Annotated in this window: 12 protein-coding genes and 3 pseudogenes; 11 read left to right on the plus strand and 4 right to left on the minus strand. The window is 67.5% G+C overall.

The window, feature by feature from the left end; translation table 11 throughout:
* The first annotated feature begins 4 nt into the window (after positions 1-4).
* Entirely contained in the window at positions 5-1,114 is a 1,110-nt protein-coding gene (locus tag JOF55_RS21490) for a hypothetical protein (RefSeq protein ID WP_310277434.1), read from the plus strand.
* A 139-nt stretch (positions 1,115-1,253) separates the two neighbouring features.
* Here JOF55_RS21490 and JOF55_RS21495 read toward each other — a convergent pair whose 3' ends face one another.
* From JOF55_RS21495 to JOF55_RS21505, 3 genes and pseudogenes are all read right to left on the minus strand, one after another.
* Complete coding sequence (locus tag JOF55_RS21495; RefSeq protein WP_310277437.1) at positions 1,254-1,970, minus strand: sulfite exporter TauE/SafE family protein; 717 nt, start codon at positions 1,968-1,970, stop codon at positions 1,254-1,256.
* A 92-nt stretch (positions 1,971-2,062) separates the two neighbouring features.
* Positions 2,063-2,323, minus strand: a pseudogene (locus JOF55_RS21500) (DUF6444 domain-containing protein); the annotation flags it as partial.
* Positions 2,324-2,557: 234 nt separating this feature from the next.
* A protein-coding gene (locus JOF55_RS21505; RefSeq protein ID WP_374727321.1) for an IS5 family transposase occupies positions 2,558-3,383 on the minus strand; the annotation gives its coding sequence in 2 pieces (ribosomal slippage) (positions 2,558-3,011 and positions 3,010-3,383; 828 coding nt in all).
* A gap of 619 nt (positions 3,384-4,002) precedes the next feature.
* On the opposite strand from JOF55_RS21505, the pseudogene JOF55_RS24595 reads away from it, so the two are divergent.
* The 3 genes and pseudogenes from JOF55_RS24595 to JOF55_RS24600 all read left to right on the plus strand — a co-directional run.
* Positions 4,003-4,278 (plus strand): annotated as a pseudogene (locus JOF55_RS24595) (transposase family protein); the annotation flags it as partial.
* Between the two features lie 192 nt (positions 4,279-4,470).
* Positions 4,471-4,782: a hypothetical protein gene (locus JOF55_RS21515; RefSeq protein WP_310277440.1), complete on the plus strand. Its 312-nt coding sequence runs from the start codon at positions 4,471-4,473 to the stop codon at positions 4,780-4,782.
* Positions 4,783-5,021: 239 nt separating this feature from the next.
* Positions 5,022-5,129: pseudogene (locus JOF55_RS24600) on the plus strand (IS5/IS1182 family transposase); the annotation flags it as partial.
* Between the two features lie 104 nt (positions 5,130-5,233).
* On the opposite strand, the gene gabT reads toward JOF55_RS24600, so the two are convergent.
* Positions 5,234-6,580, minus strand: a complete 1,347-nt coding sequence (gene gabT / locus JOF55_RS21520) for a 4-aminobutyrate--2-oxoglutarate transaminase (protein ID WP_310277442.1) — start codon at positions 6,578-6,580, stop codon at positions 5,234-5,236.
* A gap of 139 nt (positions 6,581-6,719) precedes the next feature.
* On the opposite strand from gabT, the gene JOF55_RS21525 reads away from it, so the two are divergent.
* The 7 genes from JOF55_RS21525 (at position 6,720) to JOF55_RS21555 (ending at position 16,763) form a co-directional block, all read left to right on the plus strand.
* Positions 6,720-8,237: a PucR family transcriptional regulator gene (locus tag JOF55_RS21525; protein WP_310277445.1), complete on the plus strand. Its 1,518-nt coding sequence runs from the start codon at positions 6,720-6,722 to the stop codon at positions 8,235-8,237.
* A 26-nt stretch (positions 8,238-8,263) separates the two neighbouring features.
* On the plus strand, positions 8,264-9,685 hold the full coding sequence (locus JOF55_RS21530) for a PucR family transcriptional regulator (RefSeq protein WP_310277448.1): 1,422 nt from the start codon (positions 8,264-8,266) through the stop codon (positions 9,683-9,685).
* Between the two features lie 173 nt (positions 9,686-9,858).
* Positions 9,859-11,367 (plus strand): purine-cytosine permease family protein, encoded by a 1,509-nt coding sequence (locus JOF55_RS21535; protein ID WP_310277451.1) that lies wholly within the window; start codon positions 9,859-9,861, stop codon positions 11,365-11,367.
* 63 nt (positions 11,368-11,430) lie between these two features.
* Positions 11,431-12,720, plus strand: a complete 1,290-nt coding sequence (locus JOF55_RS21540) for a flavin monoamine oxidase family protein (protein ID WP_310277454.1) — start codon at positions 11,431-11,433, stop codon at positions 12,718-12,720.
* Between the two features lie 23 nt (positions 12,721-12,743).
* On the plus strand, positions 12,744-13,688 hold the full coding sequence (gene speB, locus JOF55_RS21545; RefSeq protein WP_310277457.1) for an agmatinase: 945 nt from the start codon (positions 12,744-12,746) through the stop codon (positions 13,686-13,688).
* A complete protein-coding gene (locus tag JOF55_RS21550) occupies positions 13,688-15,112 on the plus strand; it encodes an aminobutyraldehyde dehydrogenase (protein ID WP_310277459.1) in 1,425 nt (474 codons plus the stop codon). The genes speB and JOF55_RS21550 overlap by 1 nt, the downstream gene beginning before the upstream one ends.
* Positions 15,113-15,323: 211 nt before the next feature.
* Complete coding sequence (locus tag JOF55_RS21555; RefSeq protein ID WP_310277462.1) at positions 15,324-16,763, plus strand: aldehyde dehydrogenase family protein; 1,440 nt, start codon at positions 15,324-15,326, stop codon at positions 16,761-16,763.
* The last annotated feature ends 658 nt before the right edge of the window (positions 16,764-17,421 follow it).

A 17,421-nucleotide genomic window follows, 5' to 3' on the forward strand; every position in this document is an offset into this window, starting at 1 on the left:
CACGGTGGATATCGAGCGGGTCGCTTCCCGGTTCCCGCTGGCCCCTCGGACTCGCCCGGCCGGGAAGCGACTCAGCGAACGCGTGGACGATCTCGCCGCGACCGCACGAAACCTGGAGACCGATACCCGACCGGGCACCCTCGCTGCGGCGTCACGGGTGCACAACCAGGCGGCATTGATCGCCAGCGACGCCGGACTGCACGCACGAGCGCATCGCCTGTGCTGGGATCAGGCTGAGCTCTATCGGAAGGTACTGCCGTTGGATACGAGCACGGCACGTCTGGCCCTGGAACCTATCGTGAACCTGGCCCGGCTGTTGATCCGTAGCGGCGATGGCGCTGCTGCTTCCCGCCTGCTCGACACGCTCTACGAGGCGGTGAGCTCAGCCGCGTCCGTCGTGATCGACGGGCGCGAGTTGCGACTGGACCATCTCACCGCCACTGACGCCGACCAACAGGAAATCGCCCGGTGGGTCTGGAACGTTCGCCTGGCGGATGGTGTGCGTGCCTTGGCCGCTGCAGGTCAGTGGAACAGGGCCGCCACCCAGGCCCAACGCTGCGGCGGAGTTGGCCGGCGACTGCTCGACGGGCGACAAGCCATCGTCCTCGCCCGGTTGGTGTCCGGGCACAGCGAGGCAGCCCTGGACATGGTGCAACGCAGCGCCTCCTCGGAACCGTGGGAGCAGGCGGTGCAGTCCTGCCTGGACCTGCTCTGCCGCCTCGCCGGCGGTATGCCCACCAGGAACGAATCCGAGGAGGTGCTTTACCGCTACCACGGGATGCCTGACCAGCTCGGACTGATCGTTTTCCACACAAGGCTCGGGTTGACCGCCGTGGACCTCGCTGACGCCGCCGGGAATGCCGAGAGCGACCGACTGGTCACCCGGTTGGCCGACCGGGCAACGGCTGCCGCCGATGGCTACGCTGCACGCGAGATTCTGTTCGGCCACCGGAACAGGTTGCCCAGCAGGCAGACAACGGCGCTGGAGTCCGTGGTGCAAGCGTCCGGGTTGGATGCGGGCACGATCCCCGACACGCTCATGACAGAGATCATCACAGCACTGGAGACCAGTAGGCACACGATGACGCAGATTCTCGGCACCAGAGGTACGTGATCACTACATTGTCGGCGGGATTCCGGAACGCGTGCAGTCCGCGCAGTGAGCACAGGTAGGTGCGGCCGTGGTCGGCTGTCATCGGGTGGTGCTCGTCTGCGCGGGCGAGCTCATCACGTACTGATGGATCGCGATATGTCTAGAGTGCTGCCTTGAGCAGTAGGACCAGGGCACTCAGGCCGGCCACGATCAGCAGCGCGGGCCTGGTGCGGCCCGCATCGAGCAGATGGCGCAGGGGACCGGAGATCAGGAAACCGACCAGGGCGAACGGGAGCAGGATCACTGCCGCGAGCAGTTGGTCACCATGGATCTGGCCGCCCAGTGCGAGTCCCAGAATCGACAGCACCGAGCCCGCGGCGAAGTAGGCTCCCAGCGTGGAACGCACCGCCGGACCGGCGGTGTGCTGGTAGACCAGGGCGATCGGAGGGCCCCCGATCGCGGCGGCGGTACCGAAGGTGCCGCTGGCCATCCCCGCGGTGAACAGCGCAGGTCGCGTCGGCCTGGGGCGCCAGGCCAGCAGGGACAGCGCCACCGACACGAGCACCACCACACCGATCAGGATCGCCACCCACCGCGCCGGAAGCAGCGCCAGCGCCGCCACTCCCAGCGCCGTACCGGGCACCCGGCCGAACAGGCCCCAGCGCACACCGCGCCAGTCCGTGTGCCCTCGCTCGCGCAGCACGGGCAGCAGTGCGAATGCCGAGGCAACCAACAACAGCGGTACGGGTACCAGGGTCGGATCGGCGATCGCCAGCAGCGGTGCCGCGATGAGATTCATGCCGAATCCCACGGAGCCCTGCACGACCGCGCCGGTCAGCACGATCATCCCGGCGAGCAGCAGCATCCACACGGTCACGATTCTCCTCGACTGGTGCCTGCCTCGACCGGGTTCGGACATTACTGCCGTCGGCTGCGCGGCCACCCGCGCCGGTGCCGGAGCGCACGTGCTCACCCCGCAACCGCCGCAGGAGTCCGGCTCATGCCGAGCCACCTCGTCGGGATCGGCGACCTGTTCCCATGTCGCACCCGGGTGCCCGGCCTACCCACCGACTTCCGCGTGCTCTGGCCTCGCTGTAACTTCGGCACTGGTTTGACCAGCTCATCCGACGACGGCGGCCTCGACGAGTTGCCCGAATTCTGCCCCAGCTGCCGCCGCAACTCCGCGTTCTCCGCAGCCAGCCGCGCATTCTCCGCCTCAAGTGCCGCTACCGCGCCGTCAACTGCTCAATGACCGAAGCCTGACGCTCCACCAGCGCAGTAAGCTCCTCATAGGACAGAGACCGGTCAGCAGGCACGATCTTATGATCCACATAACGTTCACGAGATTAATTTGCCACGCCGACCACCATCTGACCAGTTACTCAATGAGGTTTTCCTGGTAGTGGAGTACTGAGTGGCTGGCGACCCGGGAATGGAAGGGCGTAGGTCCCCTTAGAGCGTGTCTCATGTGGCGAGTTTTTTGTAGCAGGTGAGGGCGGCGGCGAGGGTGAGAAAGGCGCTGAAGAGGTCGGCTCGGCGTTCGTAACGGGTGGTCAGGCGGCGATAGCCGGACAACCAGGCCAGGCTGCGTTCGACCATCCACCGATAGCGACCGAGTCTTTCGCTGGAGTCGATGCCTTTGCGGGCGATGCGTGGGGTGATTCCTTGCTGCCGCAGCCAGCAGCGCAGCTGGTCGTAGTCGTAGCCTTTGTCGGCGTGCAGTTTGGAGGGCTTGCCCCGCCGTGGTCCCCGTCGGGAGCGGATTTTCGGAATGGCCTTGACCAAGGGCTTCAGGCCGTGGCTGTCATGGGTATTGGCTGCCGAGATCGCCACCGCCAGCGGCAACCCGGCCTGGTCGGCCAGCAGATGGATCTTCGAGCCGGCCTTGCCGCGATCGACCGGGCTGGGGCCGGTCATGGCCCCCCTTTTTGGCGCGCACCGTGGCCGCATCGACCACTGCACGAGTCCACTCGATCTCACCCTGAGCACCGAGCTCATCCAGCACGGCCTGGTGCAGCGTGCGCCACAGTCCCGCTTCGGTCCACTGTTGAAACCTCCGATGCGCCGTGGGAACGGTGACCCCGAACGAGGGCGGCAAGTCCCGCCACGCGCACCCACTGGTGAGCACGTACACGATCGCGGTGAACACCGCACGATCATCGGCCGGAGCCGTGCCTCCACCCTGCCGACGCTGCTGAAACTGCGGGATCAGCGGTGCCACCAGCTCCCACAGCTCGTCCGGCACCAATCGCTGCGACAACCGATCAACCACAACCCCCGAGCATGCCATCACCACACAACCACATGAGACACGCTCTTAGTAGGACTGGATTTGTGAAGATCAACTCCGAACCAAAAGGCTCTACGTGGTTACCGATCTGTTGCCACGCTCGATGTGCCCCGCAACGTGCCTGGTCCCTGGCCCGCCTGCTGGGTACTGACCAGCGCGAATGCGGTACCCGCAAGGGGCGCAGGGCGTTGACGGTGTTCTGGCATGCGATGCTGACGCTGCGCTGGTTCCGTGACGGCACGCGGTTGGCATAACTGGCCGTCGATACCGGAAATCGGGATCTTCACCGCCTACCGTTATCTGCACGAGCCCATCGATGTGTAGGCAACGCGAGCACCCGATCTCCCCGACGTGCTCGACGAGTGCCTGTAGGAGGGCATGCCCAGTGTGGTGCAGGATGGCAAGTTCGTTGCCAGCAATCGCGTGGCCGTCCGCACCGATGGTGGCCACTATCGGCGATACTCCGGTCAGCACCACCAGTCCGGCGGGAATATGCAGTTTCTGGCCCGTCCGGACGGGTTTTCCCTCTGGAGTTCGTCGGTATGGCCCGACTCGGCGATGGATTTGCCCGCCGCCACCAGCGAGGCACCCGGTGCCCTCTATCGTGCCGCCTGTCAGGGGGCTTGCCACCTTGGCCGACACGGGATACCAAGGCGCCGGAATCGGCATCCACACTCCGGTCAAAAACCCCCGCAGTGGCCATCACCTCGACGTCGACAACTGCTGCTACAACATGCTTTTGACGCGCCTCCGGTGCCTCGGCGAATGCGCCATGGTCATGCTGATCACTCGCTGGAAAGCCCTGCACCGCATCACACTGTGCCCCTGGCACATCGGCGACATCGTCCGCGCTGCACTCGTACTCACCCACACCGAGCACGGAAAACCCTACTGAGAAAACCTCAATAGGTACGCTCAAACGTAGCAACCTATGCCGCTAGGAGAGTAGAAGCTACGTGGCGAGTCGGGCTGGGATGCTTCCATATCGCGCAGCGATCCTATACGGTACCCTAAAGTAAATGGGCCAGCTCGAACCTCGGAGGGATAGCAATACAGCTAACGCCGGTTCGATTCCGGATTCGAGCACGTGGACAAACAAAAAGAAAATCGATTGATAGCCGCATATAAAGAATATCGAAAGATATCAGAAAGGCAGGAACAGACAGCTGCAAGCAAAAGAAGAAAAGCGGAATTGGTTCAGATTTTGCAGAAAATCACCAAAGAAGTCAACCGCAAAGATGCTATCCGGGTGGCGCATCAGTATGCTACCACACAGATTCCAACAGAGAGAAGAAAGAAAGACAGGCGGGCTAAGAATAATAACCCTAAACGCGCTGCGCCCATAAAAATAACCAGTGTGGTTGTTAATCCAATCGAAAATGGAAAAAATAGCCGGTGAGGTTTTCTCGGCAGTGAATCGCTGTTGTATGCTAAACAAGCGTGAAACCTCTGGTGCGGATTGTTCCGACCAAGGATCAACCCGATACACCAGAGGATTCACGTGATTACTGATCTACTGCCAAGCTCGATGTGCTCCGGGAACTGGTCTGGTAACTGGGCCGCTGCGTGCTGAACAGTGGTAACGCGGCACCCGGGAGGGATGCCAGGTGTTGATGGTGTTCTGACAGGCGGTGCTGGCCGCTGCGCTGGTTCCGCGAGAGCACGTGTGTGGAACAACTGGTCGTGGATACCGGGGTCGGACTCTCCACCGCCTACCGTTACCTGCACGAGGCCATCGACGTGTTGACAGTGTAAAGGCCCGAAACCCCGCCTACTGAGAAAACCTCATTTTCCTCTTGTTTCCCGGTGGTTTACCGAGTGGCCGTGCGGTCACTGTCGCGCCACCGGTGTCAGCGCGCGTGCTCGTCGACGGCCGCCTCGAGGACCCGAATGCCCTCGTCGAGCAGCGTGTGGCCGATGACCAGTGGCGGAAGTAGACGGATGACGTTTCCGTGGGTGCCACAGGTGAGCACGACAACGCCCTGTTCGTGGCACCGTCGAGCGATCCGGGCGGTCAGCTCGGGATCCGGGTCGCTGCTGCCGGGCCGGACGAACTCGATGGCCAGCATCGCTCCGCGCCCTCGGACGTCGAAGACCACGTCGGTGCGGTCGGCCAGTGCGCGCAGCCGCGGTCGTACGAGAGCCTCGATCTCCTGCGCCGCCCCGGCGAGGTCTCGCTCGCGCATCGCCTCGATCGTGGCCAGCGCGGCCGCGCAGGCCACGGGATTGCCTCCGTAGGTGCCGCCGAGGCCACCGCCGTGGACGGCGTCCATCGCCTCGGCGCGGCCGGTCACGGCGGCCAGCGGCATGCCCCCGGCGATGCCCTTGGCAGTGGTGATGAGGTCGGGAACCACGTTCTCGTGCTCGGAGGCGAACCAGGCTCCGGTCCGGCAGAAGCCGGTTTGGATCTCGTCGGCCACCAGCAGTGCGCCACTGTCGCGGCACCACTCGGCGATGCCGGGCAGGAATCCGGGAGCGGGCTCGATGAAGCCGCCTTCGCCCTGGATCGGCTCGATCACCACGGCGGCGACGGAATCGGCGCCGAGCTGCTTGTCGATCCGGGACAGGGCGTGGTGTGCGGCCTGGGGGCCGGTGAGCCCGTCGCGGGCCGGATACGACATCGGAACCCGGTAGACCTCCGGGGCGAACGGCCCGAATCCGTGCTTGTAGGGCATGGCCTTCGCGGTCAGTGCCATGGTGAGGTTGGTGCGGCCGTGGTAGGCGTGCTCGAAGGCGACCACGGCGTGGCGCCCGGTGGCGTGGCGGGCTATCTTGACGGCGTTTTCCACCGCTTCGGCGCCGGAGTTGAACAGGACGCTGCGTTTGTCGTGCGTGCCCGGTGTCAGCTCGGCCAGTTCCTCGCACACCCGCAGGTAGTTCTCGTACGGCGTGGTCATGAAGCAGGTGTGGGTGAAGTCGGCGACCTGCTGCCGCACGGCGTCGACGACCTCGGGGGCGCTGTTGCCGACGTTGGTCACCGCGATTCCGGAGCCGAGGTCGATCAGCGAGTTGCCGTCGACGTCGACGAGGACACCGCCCGAAGCCCGGGTCACGTAGACCGGCAGTACGCTGCCCACACCACCGGCCACCGTCGCGGCGCGGCGCTGTTGCAGGTCGCGGGAGTGCGGGCCGGGGATCTCGGTGTGCAGCCTGCGGGCCTGCTCGACGGGCCGGGTGGGGTCTGCGGTGGTGGTCATACGGGCCTCCTGTCGGGGACGGAATGGGGTTCCTCGGTTTCTGTCGGGCATCAGCCTGCGGCCTCTTCCCCGTCCCGGTGCAGTGGCCAATATGGTGCGTGTGCCATCCGACGATGGACATTGTGGCAGGGAGTGGACGATGCCGTTGACGTTGCGCGACCTTGTCGCCGATCCGGAACTGCGGTTGACCGCGCATGCTGCGCAGGACGTGCTGCATCATCCGATCACCTGGGTGCACACCAGTGAGCTCGATGATCCGACTCCGTTCCTGGAAGGCGGTGAGGTCCTGTTGACCACGGGATTGGGACTCTCCCCCGATCCGGAGGCCTGTCAGGATTACGTCGATCGGCTTGCCGCCGCAGGGGTGGCCGGACTCGGATTCGGCGTCGGGATCAACCATCGGGAGATACCGCGGCCGCTCGTCGACGCGGCCTGCCGAACGGGCCTTCCGCTGCTGGAAGTTCCCCGGGAGGTCCCGTTCATCGCCATCAGCAAGTCGGTCTCGCGTGCCCTGGCCGCCGAGGAGTACGCGGAACTGCGCCACACCGGCCGCGCCCAGCACGAACTGGCCAGGGCCGCCAGTGGTGCCCACGGGTTGCCTGCGCTGATCGACAAGCTCGCCGGGCTCGTCGGCGGATGGGCTCTGCTCCTCGATCCCGCGGGTATGCCGCGACACGCCAGTCCGCAGGCGGCGGCGAGCGCGTCCGAGGAGCTCGGCCCGGAGGTCGCCCGGCTGCTTCGCAAGCGGGGACTGGCCACCTCCGTGGTCTCCCTGCGCGGTGCGGAGATCAGCCTCCAGGTGCTGGGCACCCGGGCACGAGGAGTGCTCGCGGTGGGACGTGCCGAGCCGTGGACCACCACGGAGCACCACATCGTCAACTCGGCCGCCTCGCTGCTGACGCTGGCGCTGGAACAGCAGCACGTCGTCGGCGACGCACGTCGCCGCCTGCGTGCCGGAACCTTCGAACTCCTGCTGCGCAACGCGGGCGAACTCGCCCGCAGGCCACCGAGTGAACTGCTCACGGAGTTTCCGGTGGGAGAACTGCGCGTATTCAGCGTGGCCGGTACCGCCGATACCGACACGGTCCTGGACATGCTGGAAGCCGAGACCGCTGCGCTGGCTCACCCGCCCTTCCTGGCCGACCACGACGGTCGCGTGGTCGCCGTGGCCGCCGATGCGAGCCAGGGTGCCGACTGGCTGACCGGTCTGCCGCAGCGGGACGCGAGCCTGCGGGTGGGCATCTCCGAACCGTGCACTCTGGACGGTCTTGCCACGGCGTACCGGCAGGCGGTGGATGCCGCTCGCCACGCCACGGGCGCGGCGGTTCGTTTCTCCGAGCTCGCCGGGCACGGTCTGCTGCGTCTGGTGCCCACCGAGGACGCCCGTGCCTTCGCCGGATCGCTGCTGGCGCCGTTGCGGGAGCACGACGCCGGTACGCGTCGTGGTGGGGCGGGTGATGGTCTGATGAGTTCCCTGCGGGAATGGTTGGCCCAGCACGGGCAGTGGGACCCGGCGGCGAGCAGGCTGGGCGTGCATCGTCATACCCTGCGCAATCGCATTCGCAAGGTAGAGGGACTGCTCGGGCGCAGTCTCGATCAGCCGGGAGTGCGCGCCGAACTGTGGTTGGCATTGCAGGTCATCGAGCAGGACACGTGATCACGTGCCCGTGAGGAGGTGTGGTCGTGCTCGTGGAGGACATGGTCGCCGACCCGGCGTTGTCGCTGGATCTGCGGGTCCGGGGACGGTTGGACCGGCCCATCCGGTGGGTGCACACGATCGAGATTCCCCGGCCGGGTCGTTTCCTGCGTGGGGGTGAGGTCGTGCTCACCGCCGGGGTATGGCGCAACGCGGGCACCAGGCCGGAGTCCTTCATGGCCGATCTCGCCGATGCCGACGTGGCCGCGGTCGGATTCGGCCTGGTGCCGCCGGAAATCGAGGTCCCCGAGGCGTTCGTCGACGCCGCACGCACGTACGGGCTGACCTGTTTCGTCGTCCCCGTGGAGGTGGCCTTCATCCAGATCGTGGAGTCCTTCGTCAGCTCCAAGCGCCGGGAGTGGGAGAAGCCGCTGCGGCGGCATCTCGGCCAGCATGACGCGATCGTGGCAGCACTGCGCGTCCGCCGGGGTGTCGACAGCGTGCTCGACGTACTCACCGGGCAGCTCGGTCTGCCTGTGGCGGTGCGGGCCGCGGGCGGACTCGTGGAGGGCACCGTGCCGGACCCCGCCCACCCCCTCCCGCTGATGGGCGAGGGGATCGCCGATGCGGAGCTCGTGTTGCCGCACCCGATGGAGGAGCTCGACGTCGAGCAGCATGCCGCCGTCGTCCAGGCGATGCCGTTCATCGCCCTGGAGATCGAGCGCAGCCGTGCGCTCCGCGCCACGGAGCTGCGGTATGCGGGGGAGTTGTTCGAGTGGGTCTATGGCGGAAGTGCCGGGATCGCCGCGCTGCGCACGCGTCTGCACGCGCTGAGTCTGCCTCCGGAGGGACCGTTGGCCGGGGTTGTTCTGCGCACGCCACGGCCGGAGACCGCCGCCGTGCGGCTGAGTGCGCTGTTGGGTACCGACGGGGTCGCGGTCGAGCGAGGTGGCACGGCGGTCGCTTTCGCCCGGATCCGGCACAGCGCCGCCGAGTGCGCGCGGCGCGTGCACGCGGAGTTCAACCGGGAAGGCAGCGCGGCGACGTATGTCGGCGTGGGTGAGCCCGGTTCGGTGGCGGAGCTGCGGGTGAGCCTGTTGCAGGCCGCGCATGCGGCCGAGGCGGTCTCGGCGCAGAGCTCCAGTGGGTGGATGACCCACGATCAGCTCAGCAGCCCGACCCTGTTGCTGTCGACGCAGGACCCCGAGCTGCTGGCTGCGACCTCGCGCGCGCTGCTCGGTCCCGTGCTGGAACACGACGAGCGGCGCGGCAGCGAGCTGCTGCCCTCCCTGGAGGTCTTTTTGGACACGGGTGGGCGCTGGCGTGAGTCCGCCCAGCGGCTGCACGTGCACATCAACACACTGCGGCACAGGATGAGCAGGGTGGAGGACCTGACCGGCCGCAGCCTCGCGCACACCCCCGACCGGGTGGATCTCTTCCTCGCCTTGCGAGCGCTGCGCGCGGGCTGATTCGTGCCGCCTGCACTACGGCGTTGTTCGATCCTCCAACGGTGGTTGTGTTCGTTGGAGGATCGGTGACTGACGTTCGTACGGTGACGGCGACCACCCTGGGGCGGACCGCGCGGAAGAAGTCTTCCCACGCCGGAGCCACCCGGCCCGGCACGCAGCCAAGGAGGTCACCGATGACCCCGCAACCGCCGCCGACGGCCTCCGCGTCCGAAGGGGCTGTCGGTATCGAGACGCACGGGGTGGACACGATCCCCGAACCCGACCGCACCGGCCGACCCCGGGATGTGGTGACCATCCTGATCGGCTCGAATCTGGCCCTCGGCGTCGTGATCTTCGGCTGGCTCCCGGTCTCGTTCGGACTGGGATTCTGGGCCGCCGCCAGTTCGATGGTGGCCGGGACCGTGCTGGGGACACTGCTGGTCGCTCCCCTGGCCCTGGTCTCGTGGCGGACCGGGACGAACCTGTCCACCAGCAGCGGCGGCCATTTCGGCGTGCGCGGCCGGTTGGTCGGCTCGGCGATCGGGCTGCTGCTGTCGCTGGGCTACGCGGCACTGACGTTGTGGACCGGGGGTGCGGCGGTGGTCGGGCCGCTGCATCGATTGCTGGGGCTGCCCAGCGGCGCGGTCAGCTACACCGTGGTCTACACACTGCTGGCGGTGTTGACCGTGTTCGCCGCGATCTTCGGCTACCAGTTGCTGACCCGCATGACGCGGTGGCTGGCCATCGGGATGAGCGTGCTGATGCTGACCGGCGTGCTCGCCTACGCCGATCAATTCACCACCAGCCCCATCGTGGACAGCTACCTGCTCGGTGACTTCTGGACCACGTGGGCGCTGTCCACCGTCGCGGCGGGGTTGAGCGGGCCGATGGCCTTCATCACCCTGCTCGGCGACTACACCCGCTACGTCTCACCACGGAGCCACTCGTCCGGGCGGGTCGTGCTCGGCGCGGCGGGCGGCATGATGCTGGGCCTGCTGATTCCGCAGCTGTTCGGAACGTTCACGGCCTTCGCCTCCGGAGCCGACGAGGACTACGTCGGTTCCCTGGTCGCGGCCGCGCCGCTGTGGTTCCTGCTGCCGCTGCTGATCAACGGAATGTTCGGCACGGTCGGCAACGCCGGGATCCTCATCTACAGCATGGGCCTCGACCTGGACGCGATCGTGCCGCGACTGTCCCGCCTGCAGGCCACCGCCCTGGTCTCGGTGGTCTCGACCGTGCTGGTCTTCCTCGGCTATTTCGTCTGGGATGCCCAGAACGCGGTGACGGCTTTCGTCCTGCTGCTCACCGCGGTCGGAACGCCGTGGGCGGTGATCACGCTGATCGGCTTCGTGCGCTGCGGTGGTCGTTACGACCCGGATGCGCTGCAGGTCTTCAACCGGCGTGCCCGGGGCGGCATCTACTGGTATCGCGGCGGCTGGAGTATCGCGGCGACCGCGGCGTGGGCGGTCGGCTCGGGTGTGGGGCTGCTGTCGGTGGACACCGCGCTGTACCGGGGGCCGCTGCTGAGCTTCACCGGCGGCATCGACCTGAGTTTCGTCCTCGCCGCCGCCACGACGGCCGTGGCGTACCTGCTGTTCACCCGGGGAAGCCGTCAGCCCATGCCCGAGGACGCCGCCCGTGGCACCCCCGAGGCACGAGCGGCCGCACGGCCGCGGAACTCCGCGGCGACCACGGGCACATGATTCCGCGCGGGATGCCCGACCGCTGCCTGTCCAAGCACAGTATCGAGAGGAAAAGCTTCGATCATGGAAACCTACGACGTCGTCGTCATCGGTGCCGGATTCGCCGGCCTGACCGCAGCCAGGGACCTGCGCGCGGCGGGCAGCAGTGTCCTGGTGCTGGAGGCGCGTGAGCGCATCGGCGGTTCCACCTGGTACCAACCGGACGCCTTCGACGGTTTCGGCCTGGAGATGGGCGGCACGTGGATCGTTCCGCAGCAGAGCCACGTGTTCGCCGAAGTGCGGCGCTACGGTATCTCCGTCACCGACAGCGAACTGCCGGACCGCATGACGTGGTCCGACCACGGCGAGGTCCTGGATACCCTGCTGCCCGTGTCGCCGCAGGAGTACGGCGAGCTCGAACACGCCCTGCGGGCGCTGGTCGCCGCAGGTGAACGGATCGATCCGCTGCGCCCGCTGACCGAACAGGACCTGGCCGATCTCGACGTGCCCATCAGGCAGTGGGCCACCGAGGCCGGACTCGGCGGCAACGCCCGCGAACTGCTGATCTCGTGGTTCTGCGGCTGCGCCAACGCCCACGAGGACACCGCATCGGCGCTGGACGTCATCCGGTGGCTGGCGGCCATGGACAACTCCCTGTGGGGGATGGTGCAGGCCAGCGTCCTCGGCTACACCTTCACGCACGGCACCGCCTCGCTGGCGCGGGCGATCGCCGAGGACAGCGGCGCGGAGATCCGGCTGTCCAGCCCCGTCGAGAAGGTGCACGCCGAGGACGACGGCGCCACGATCTCCTACCGGGACGGCCGGGTGCGGGCCGGGCGCGTGCTGGTGACGGTGCCGATCGGGGTGCTGCGCGACATCGACTTCACCCCGCGGTTGCCCGCGGACAAGCTCGCGATCTCCGCGGAGAACCACGCCGGGCAGGGACAGAAGATCTGGGCGCTGGCCCGCAACGTCCCCGAGGACCTCAGCGGATTCGGCTGGGGAACCGACTTCGACTACGTCGGGGCGATGGGCACCATCGAGCGCGGCGTGGTGCTGGTGTGCTTCGCCCCGGAGCACGACCGTGTGGACGCCGATGACCTGGCCGACGTCCAGCGCGCGGTGCGCGAATTCGCTCCGCACGCCGAGGTCGTCGACGCGCACACGCACCCCTGGGTCCACGACGAGTACTCGAAAGGCACCTGGGCGACCTTCCGTGCCGGGCAGTTCGCCAAGTACGAGCTGGCCGTCGGACGCCCCGAGGGGCGAGTGCACTTCGCGGGCTCGCACACGGCGCGGCGCTGGCGCGCCTTCATCGACGGCGCCATCGAATCCGGAAAGCGCGCGGCCGCCGAAATCCTCGCCGAGGCTTGACGACCGTTTTTCGAGGAGAGGACATGAACGACCCGATCGGACCGGTGGATTCGACCCGGATTCCCCGGTATGGCGGCGACACCACCTTCGCCCGCCTGCCACGGCTGGCCGAGGTGACCGATGCCGACACGCTCGTGTGGGGCGTCCCGTTCGACACCGGCGTCAGCTACCGTCCCGGTGCGCGGTTCGGACCCAACCACGTCCGGCAGAGTTCCCGGTTGCTGCGGCCCTACAATCCGGCGCTGGCCACCGAGCCCTTCGCCACCCAGCAGGTCGCCGACGCCGGTGACGTGGGCGTGAACCCGTTCGACCTGAACGAGGCCATTTCGGCCATCGAATCCGGCGCCCGCGAGCTTTCGGGCACCCGACGCAGGCTGGTCACCCTCGGTGGTGACCACACCATCGCCCTACCGCTGCTGCGCGTCCAGCACGAACGGCACGGTCCTGTCGCGCTGCTGCACTTCGATGCCCACCTGGACACCTGGGACACCTATTTCGGATCGCCCTACACCCACGGCACCCCGTTCCGGCGGGCCACCGAGGAGGGGCTGATCGACGGCGAGCACTCCATGCACGTGGGCATCCGCGGGCCGCTGTACGCCCGGGTGGATCTGGACGAGAGCGAGAAGATGGGTTTCGCCGCCGTGCACTCCCGCGACTTCGCCCGCAGCCCGATCGACGACATCATCGAGCGCATGCGGGCGCGGCTGGGCGATCGGCCGGTCTACGCCTCGATCGACATCGACGTGCTCGATCCGGGCTTCGCGCCCGGCACCGGCACTCCCGAGTCCGGGGGACTGTCCAGCAGGGAACTGCTGGAACTGCTGCGCGGACTGAACGGGCTCAACGTGGTCGGCGCCGACGTGGTCGAGGTGGCCCCCGCCTACGACCACGCCGAGATCACCGGCATCGCCGCAAGCCATGCCCTGTACGAACTGCTGAGCATCCTGCCGTCGGGAGGTCGCTGATGCACACGGTGAGCAACGTCGTCGGCGGGAAGCCGGTCGAGGCCGCCGACGGGCACACCACGGAACTGGTCGACCCCTGCACCGGCGAGGTGTTCGGGACCGCCCCGCTGTCGTCGGCCGTGGATGTCGAGGCCGCCTATCGGGCGGCCGAGGAGGCCTTCGAGACCTGGTCGGCGACCACCCCGGCCGAGCGGCAGCGTGCCCTGTTGCGGCTGGCCGACGAGCTGGAACGCCGCGGCGAGGAATTCGTCGCCGCCGAAGCGCACAACACCGGCAAACCACTGGCCGCCACGCGCGGCGAGGAAGTCGCCGCCTCGGTGGACCAGATCCGCTTCTTCGCAGGCGCTGCCCGGATGCTGGAGGGAGCGGCGGCCGGTGAGTACGCCACCGGACACACCTCCTACGTTCGCCGCGAGCCGGTGGGTGTCATCGGCCAGATCGCGCCCTGGAACTACCCGCTGATGATGGCGGTCTGGAAGATCGCCCCGGCCATCGCGGCGGGAAACGCGGTGGTGCTCAAACCCGCCGACACCACCCCGGTGACCGCGGCGATGCTCGCCGAGCTGGCCGCGGACTGCCTGCCGCCCGGCGTGCTCAACGTGGTCTGCGGCGATCGCGACACCGGGCGGGCGGTGGTGGCGCACCCGACTGCGGCGATGGTCTCGATCACCGGGTCCACGCGGGCCGGTCAGCAGGTGGCCACCGATGCGGCAGGCGACCTCAAGCGCGTGCACCTCGAACTCGGAGGCAAGGCGCCTGCACTGGTGTTCGCCGATGCCGACCTCGGTGCCGCCGCCGAGGCTGTGGCGGGTGCGGGCTTCTTCAACGCCGGGCAGGACTGCACCGCCGCAACCCGGGTCCTGGTCGAGGAGTCCGTGGCCGAGGAGTTCCTCCGTGAACTCGTCGCGCGGGCCGAGGAGACTCGCTGCGGCCCACCGTCCGATGAGCAAGCCGTCTTCGGGCCGTTGAACAGTGCCGATCACCTGGCCGGGGTGCAGGGCGTGATACGGGACCTTCCCGAGCACGCCAGGGTGCTCACCGGGGGAGTGAGGGTGGGTGAGCGGGGATTCTTCTTCGCACCCACCGTCGTCAGCGGGCTGCACCAGGAGGATGCCGCGGTCCAGCAGGAGACGTTCGGTCCCATCCTGACGGTGCAGACGTTCGCCGACGAGGCCGAGGCGCTGCGGCTGGCCAACGGCGTCGACTACGCCCTGGCCTCCAGTGTGTGGACGACCGACCACGGTCGTGCGCACCGGGCCGCGGCCCGGCTGGACTTCGGGTGCGTGTGGGTCAACACGCACATGGTGCTTCTCGCCGAGATGCCCCACGGCGGGTTCAAGCACTCCGGCTACGGCAAGGATCTGTCCCGCTACGGGTTCGAGGACTACACCCGCCTCAAGCACGTGACCCACCGGTTCGACTGAGCCGTGGGAAGCCCGGACACGTGGGTGGCTCCTGTCCATCGGTGCCGCTGTCCGTCGATGCCGTCGCGCGGGCGGTGCCGCATGGGTGTCGACCGCAGCGTGGCCAACGTGCCAGAACGGCGATGTGGGCGGGTCGATCGCGCCGGATTGGCAGGATCGTGTGACCGGGTGCGTGCCTATCCTGCCCGTACAAGCAGCTTTTGGAGGTTCGATGGAATCGGTGGTCGAGTACTGGATCGCGGGCCGGGCGGCGACGAGCACGGCGACGTTCGAGGTGCGCAACCCGTACGACTCGTCGATGGTCGCCACGGCGTGCTACGCCACCGCAGACGACGTGGAACAGGCCGTGGCGGCAGCGGATGCCTGCCGGAAAGACATGGCCGCGCTGCCTGCGCACGCCCGTGCCGCGGCGCTGGACCACGTCAGCAGGCGTCTGGCCGAACGCGGCGAGGAGATCGCGGAGCTCATCGTCGCCGAGAACGGCAAGCCGATCACCTGGGCGCGTGCCGAGGTGAACCGGTCGGTGTCGACGTTCCGGTGGGCCGCCGAGGAGGCCCGCCGTTTCTCCGGTGAGTTGCAGCGGCTGGACACCGAGCCGGGGCCGTCACGGTTGGCGCTGCTGCGCCGAGCCCCGCGTGGTCCTGTGCTGGGGATCGCACCGTTCAACTTCCCGCTGAATCTGGTGGCGCACAAGGTCGCGCCCGCGCTGGCCGCCGGGGCACCGATCGTGCTCAAACCGGCACCGAAGACACCGCTGTCGGCGCTGCTGCTCGGCGAGCTCCTCGCCGAGACCGACCTGCCCGCCGGGGCGTGGTCGGTGCTGCCGACCACCGACGAGCAGGCCGCCGACCTCGTTGCCGACCCGCGACTGCCGGTGGTGTCGTTCACCGGATCCGGCCCGGTCGGCTGGAGGATCCTGGACTCCGTGCCGCGCAAGCACGTGACCCTGGAACTCGGCGGCGATGCTGCCGTGGTGGTGTGCCCGGACTACGCCGACGAGGCCGACCTCGAGCACGCCGCCCAGCGCATCGCCACCTTCGCGATGTATCAGGCGGGCCAGTCGTGCGTGTCGGTGCAGCGGGTCTACGCCCACCGCGAGGTCTACGACCAGCTGGCGGCCCGGGTGGTCAAGGCCGTGGAATCCCTGGGAACCGGTGACCCGCGCGACGAGTCCACCATGGTCGGGCCGCTGATCGAGCCCGGGGCCGCAGACCGCGTCGAGGAGTGGGTGCACGAGGCGATCGCCGCCGGAGCCGAGCTGCTCACCGGCGGCGATCGGGACGGCAACAGCTGTGCCCCCACGGTGCTGGCCGGGGTGCCACAGCAGGCCCGCATCAGCCACGAAGAGGTATTCGGACCGGTCGTGCTGCTGGAGGAGGTCGAGGAGACCCAGCAGGCCTTCGACCGGGTCAACGAGTCCCGCTACGGACTGCAGGCCGGCGTGTTCACCCACGACCTGCAGACGGCCTTCCACGCCTCGGCGACGCTGGACGTCGGTGGCGTGATCGTCGGTGACGTGCCCAGCTACCGGGCCGACCAGATGCCCTACGGAGGAGTGAAGGAATCCGGCGTCGGCCGGGAAGGCGTGCGCTCGGCCATGCACGACCTCACCGAGGAACGAGTCACCGTTTTGACCGGCATCGAGATGTAGACAGTGCCGGTTGCCCGCGGATGAGGCCGAGCCCGGTCGGTGGGTGACGGCCTCACCCGTCGGGGGCGCGTATTACCGAAGTGCGTCGAAGAAAAGCCGTATCGCTGTATTGCCCGCTCGGCGAGTTCAATCCCGTTTATGCCCCTTTATGGGGAAAGTCAGGCTGTATCGGCTGCCGTAGAATGTGGATTGAGATTGACCGATGACGACAGTGTCGAACCCCGCCAAGGACGGGTTCGTGTCGACAACGGGGTGAGCGAAACTTCACCGTGAGCAGGGCGAACGCCATTGTGCGCACCAGTCGTGCAATACGTGGCAAGCCGATTTCAAAAAGCTGCTGACCTGTTACTTTCTTCGGATACGCTTGGTATGCCGACGGAGTTCGGGACAACGGAACAGGGGAGGACACTATGCTGACCGTCTTCGCTGTCATGTTCGTTGCCGCTAGTTTGACCCTTCTTGTCACCTGCTTCGGTCTCCTCGAACTCGTCGAGGCCGCATCGGCCGCTCGGATCGCGATAGGGGTGCGTCGATCATGAGTGAACTTCTCGGTTTCACCGGCGAAAGCACCGCTCCGGCTTTGTGCGTGTGGTGTCGACAATCTTTGGGCACTTCACCATCGGACGACTTCTGCTCGGAGAGCTGTCAACAGTCGTGG

Source organism: Haloactinomyces albus (assembly GCF_031458135.1).
Classification (GTDB): Bacteria; Actinomycetota; Actinomycetes; order Mycobacteriales; family Pseudonocardiaceae; genus Haloactinomyces; species Haloactinomyces albus.

Bases quoted from the DNA above. Each gene is read 5' to 3' on its own strand.
- gabT (WP_310277442.1), bottom strand. From the start codon at position 6,580: ATGACCACCACCGCAGACCCCACCCGGCCCGTCGAGCAGGCCCGCAGG.
- JOF55_RS21525 (WP_310277445.1), top strand. From the start codon at position 6,720: ATGCCGTTGACGTTGCGCGACCTTGTCGCCGATCCGGAACTGCGGTTG.
- JOF55_RS21535 (WP_310277451.1), top strand. From the start codon at position 9,859: ATGACCCCGCAACCGCCGCCGACGGCCTCCGCGTCCGAAGGGGCTGTC.
- JOF55_RS21540 (WP_310277454.1), top strand. From the start codon at position 11,431: ATGGAAACCTACGACGTCGTCGTCATCGGTGCCGGATTCGCCGGCCTG.
- speB (WP_310277457.1), top strand. From the start codon at position 12,744: ATGAACGACCCGATCGGACCGGTGGATTCGACCCGGATTCCCCGGTAT.
- JOF55_RS21550 (WP_310277459.1), top strand. From the start codon at position 13,688: ATGCACACGGTGAGCAACGTCGTCGGCGGGAAGCCGGTCGAGGCCGCC.
- JOF55_RS21555 (WP_310277462.1), top strand. From the start codon at position 15,324: ATGGAATCGGTGGTCGAGTACTGGATCGCGGGCCGGGCGGCGACGAGC.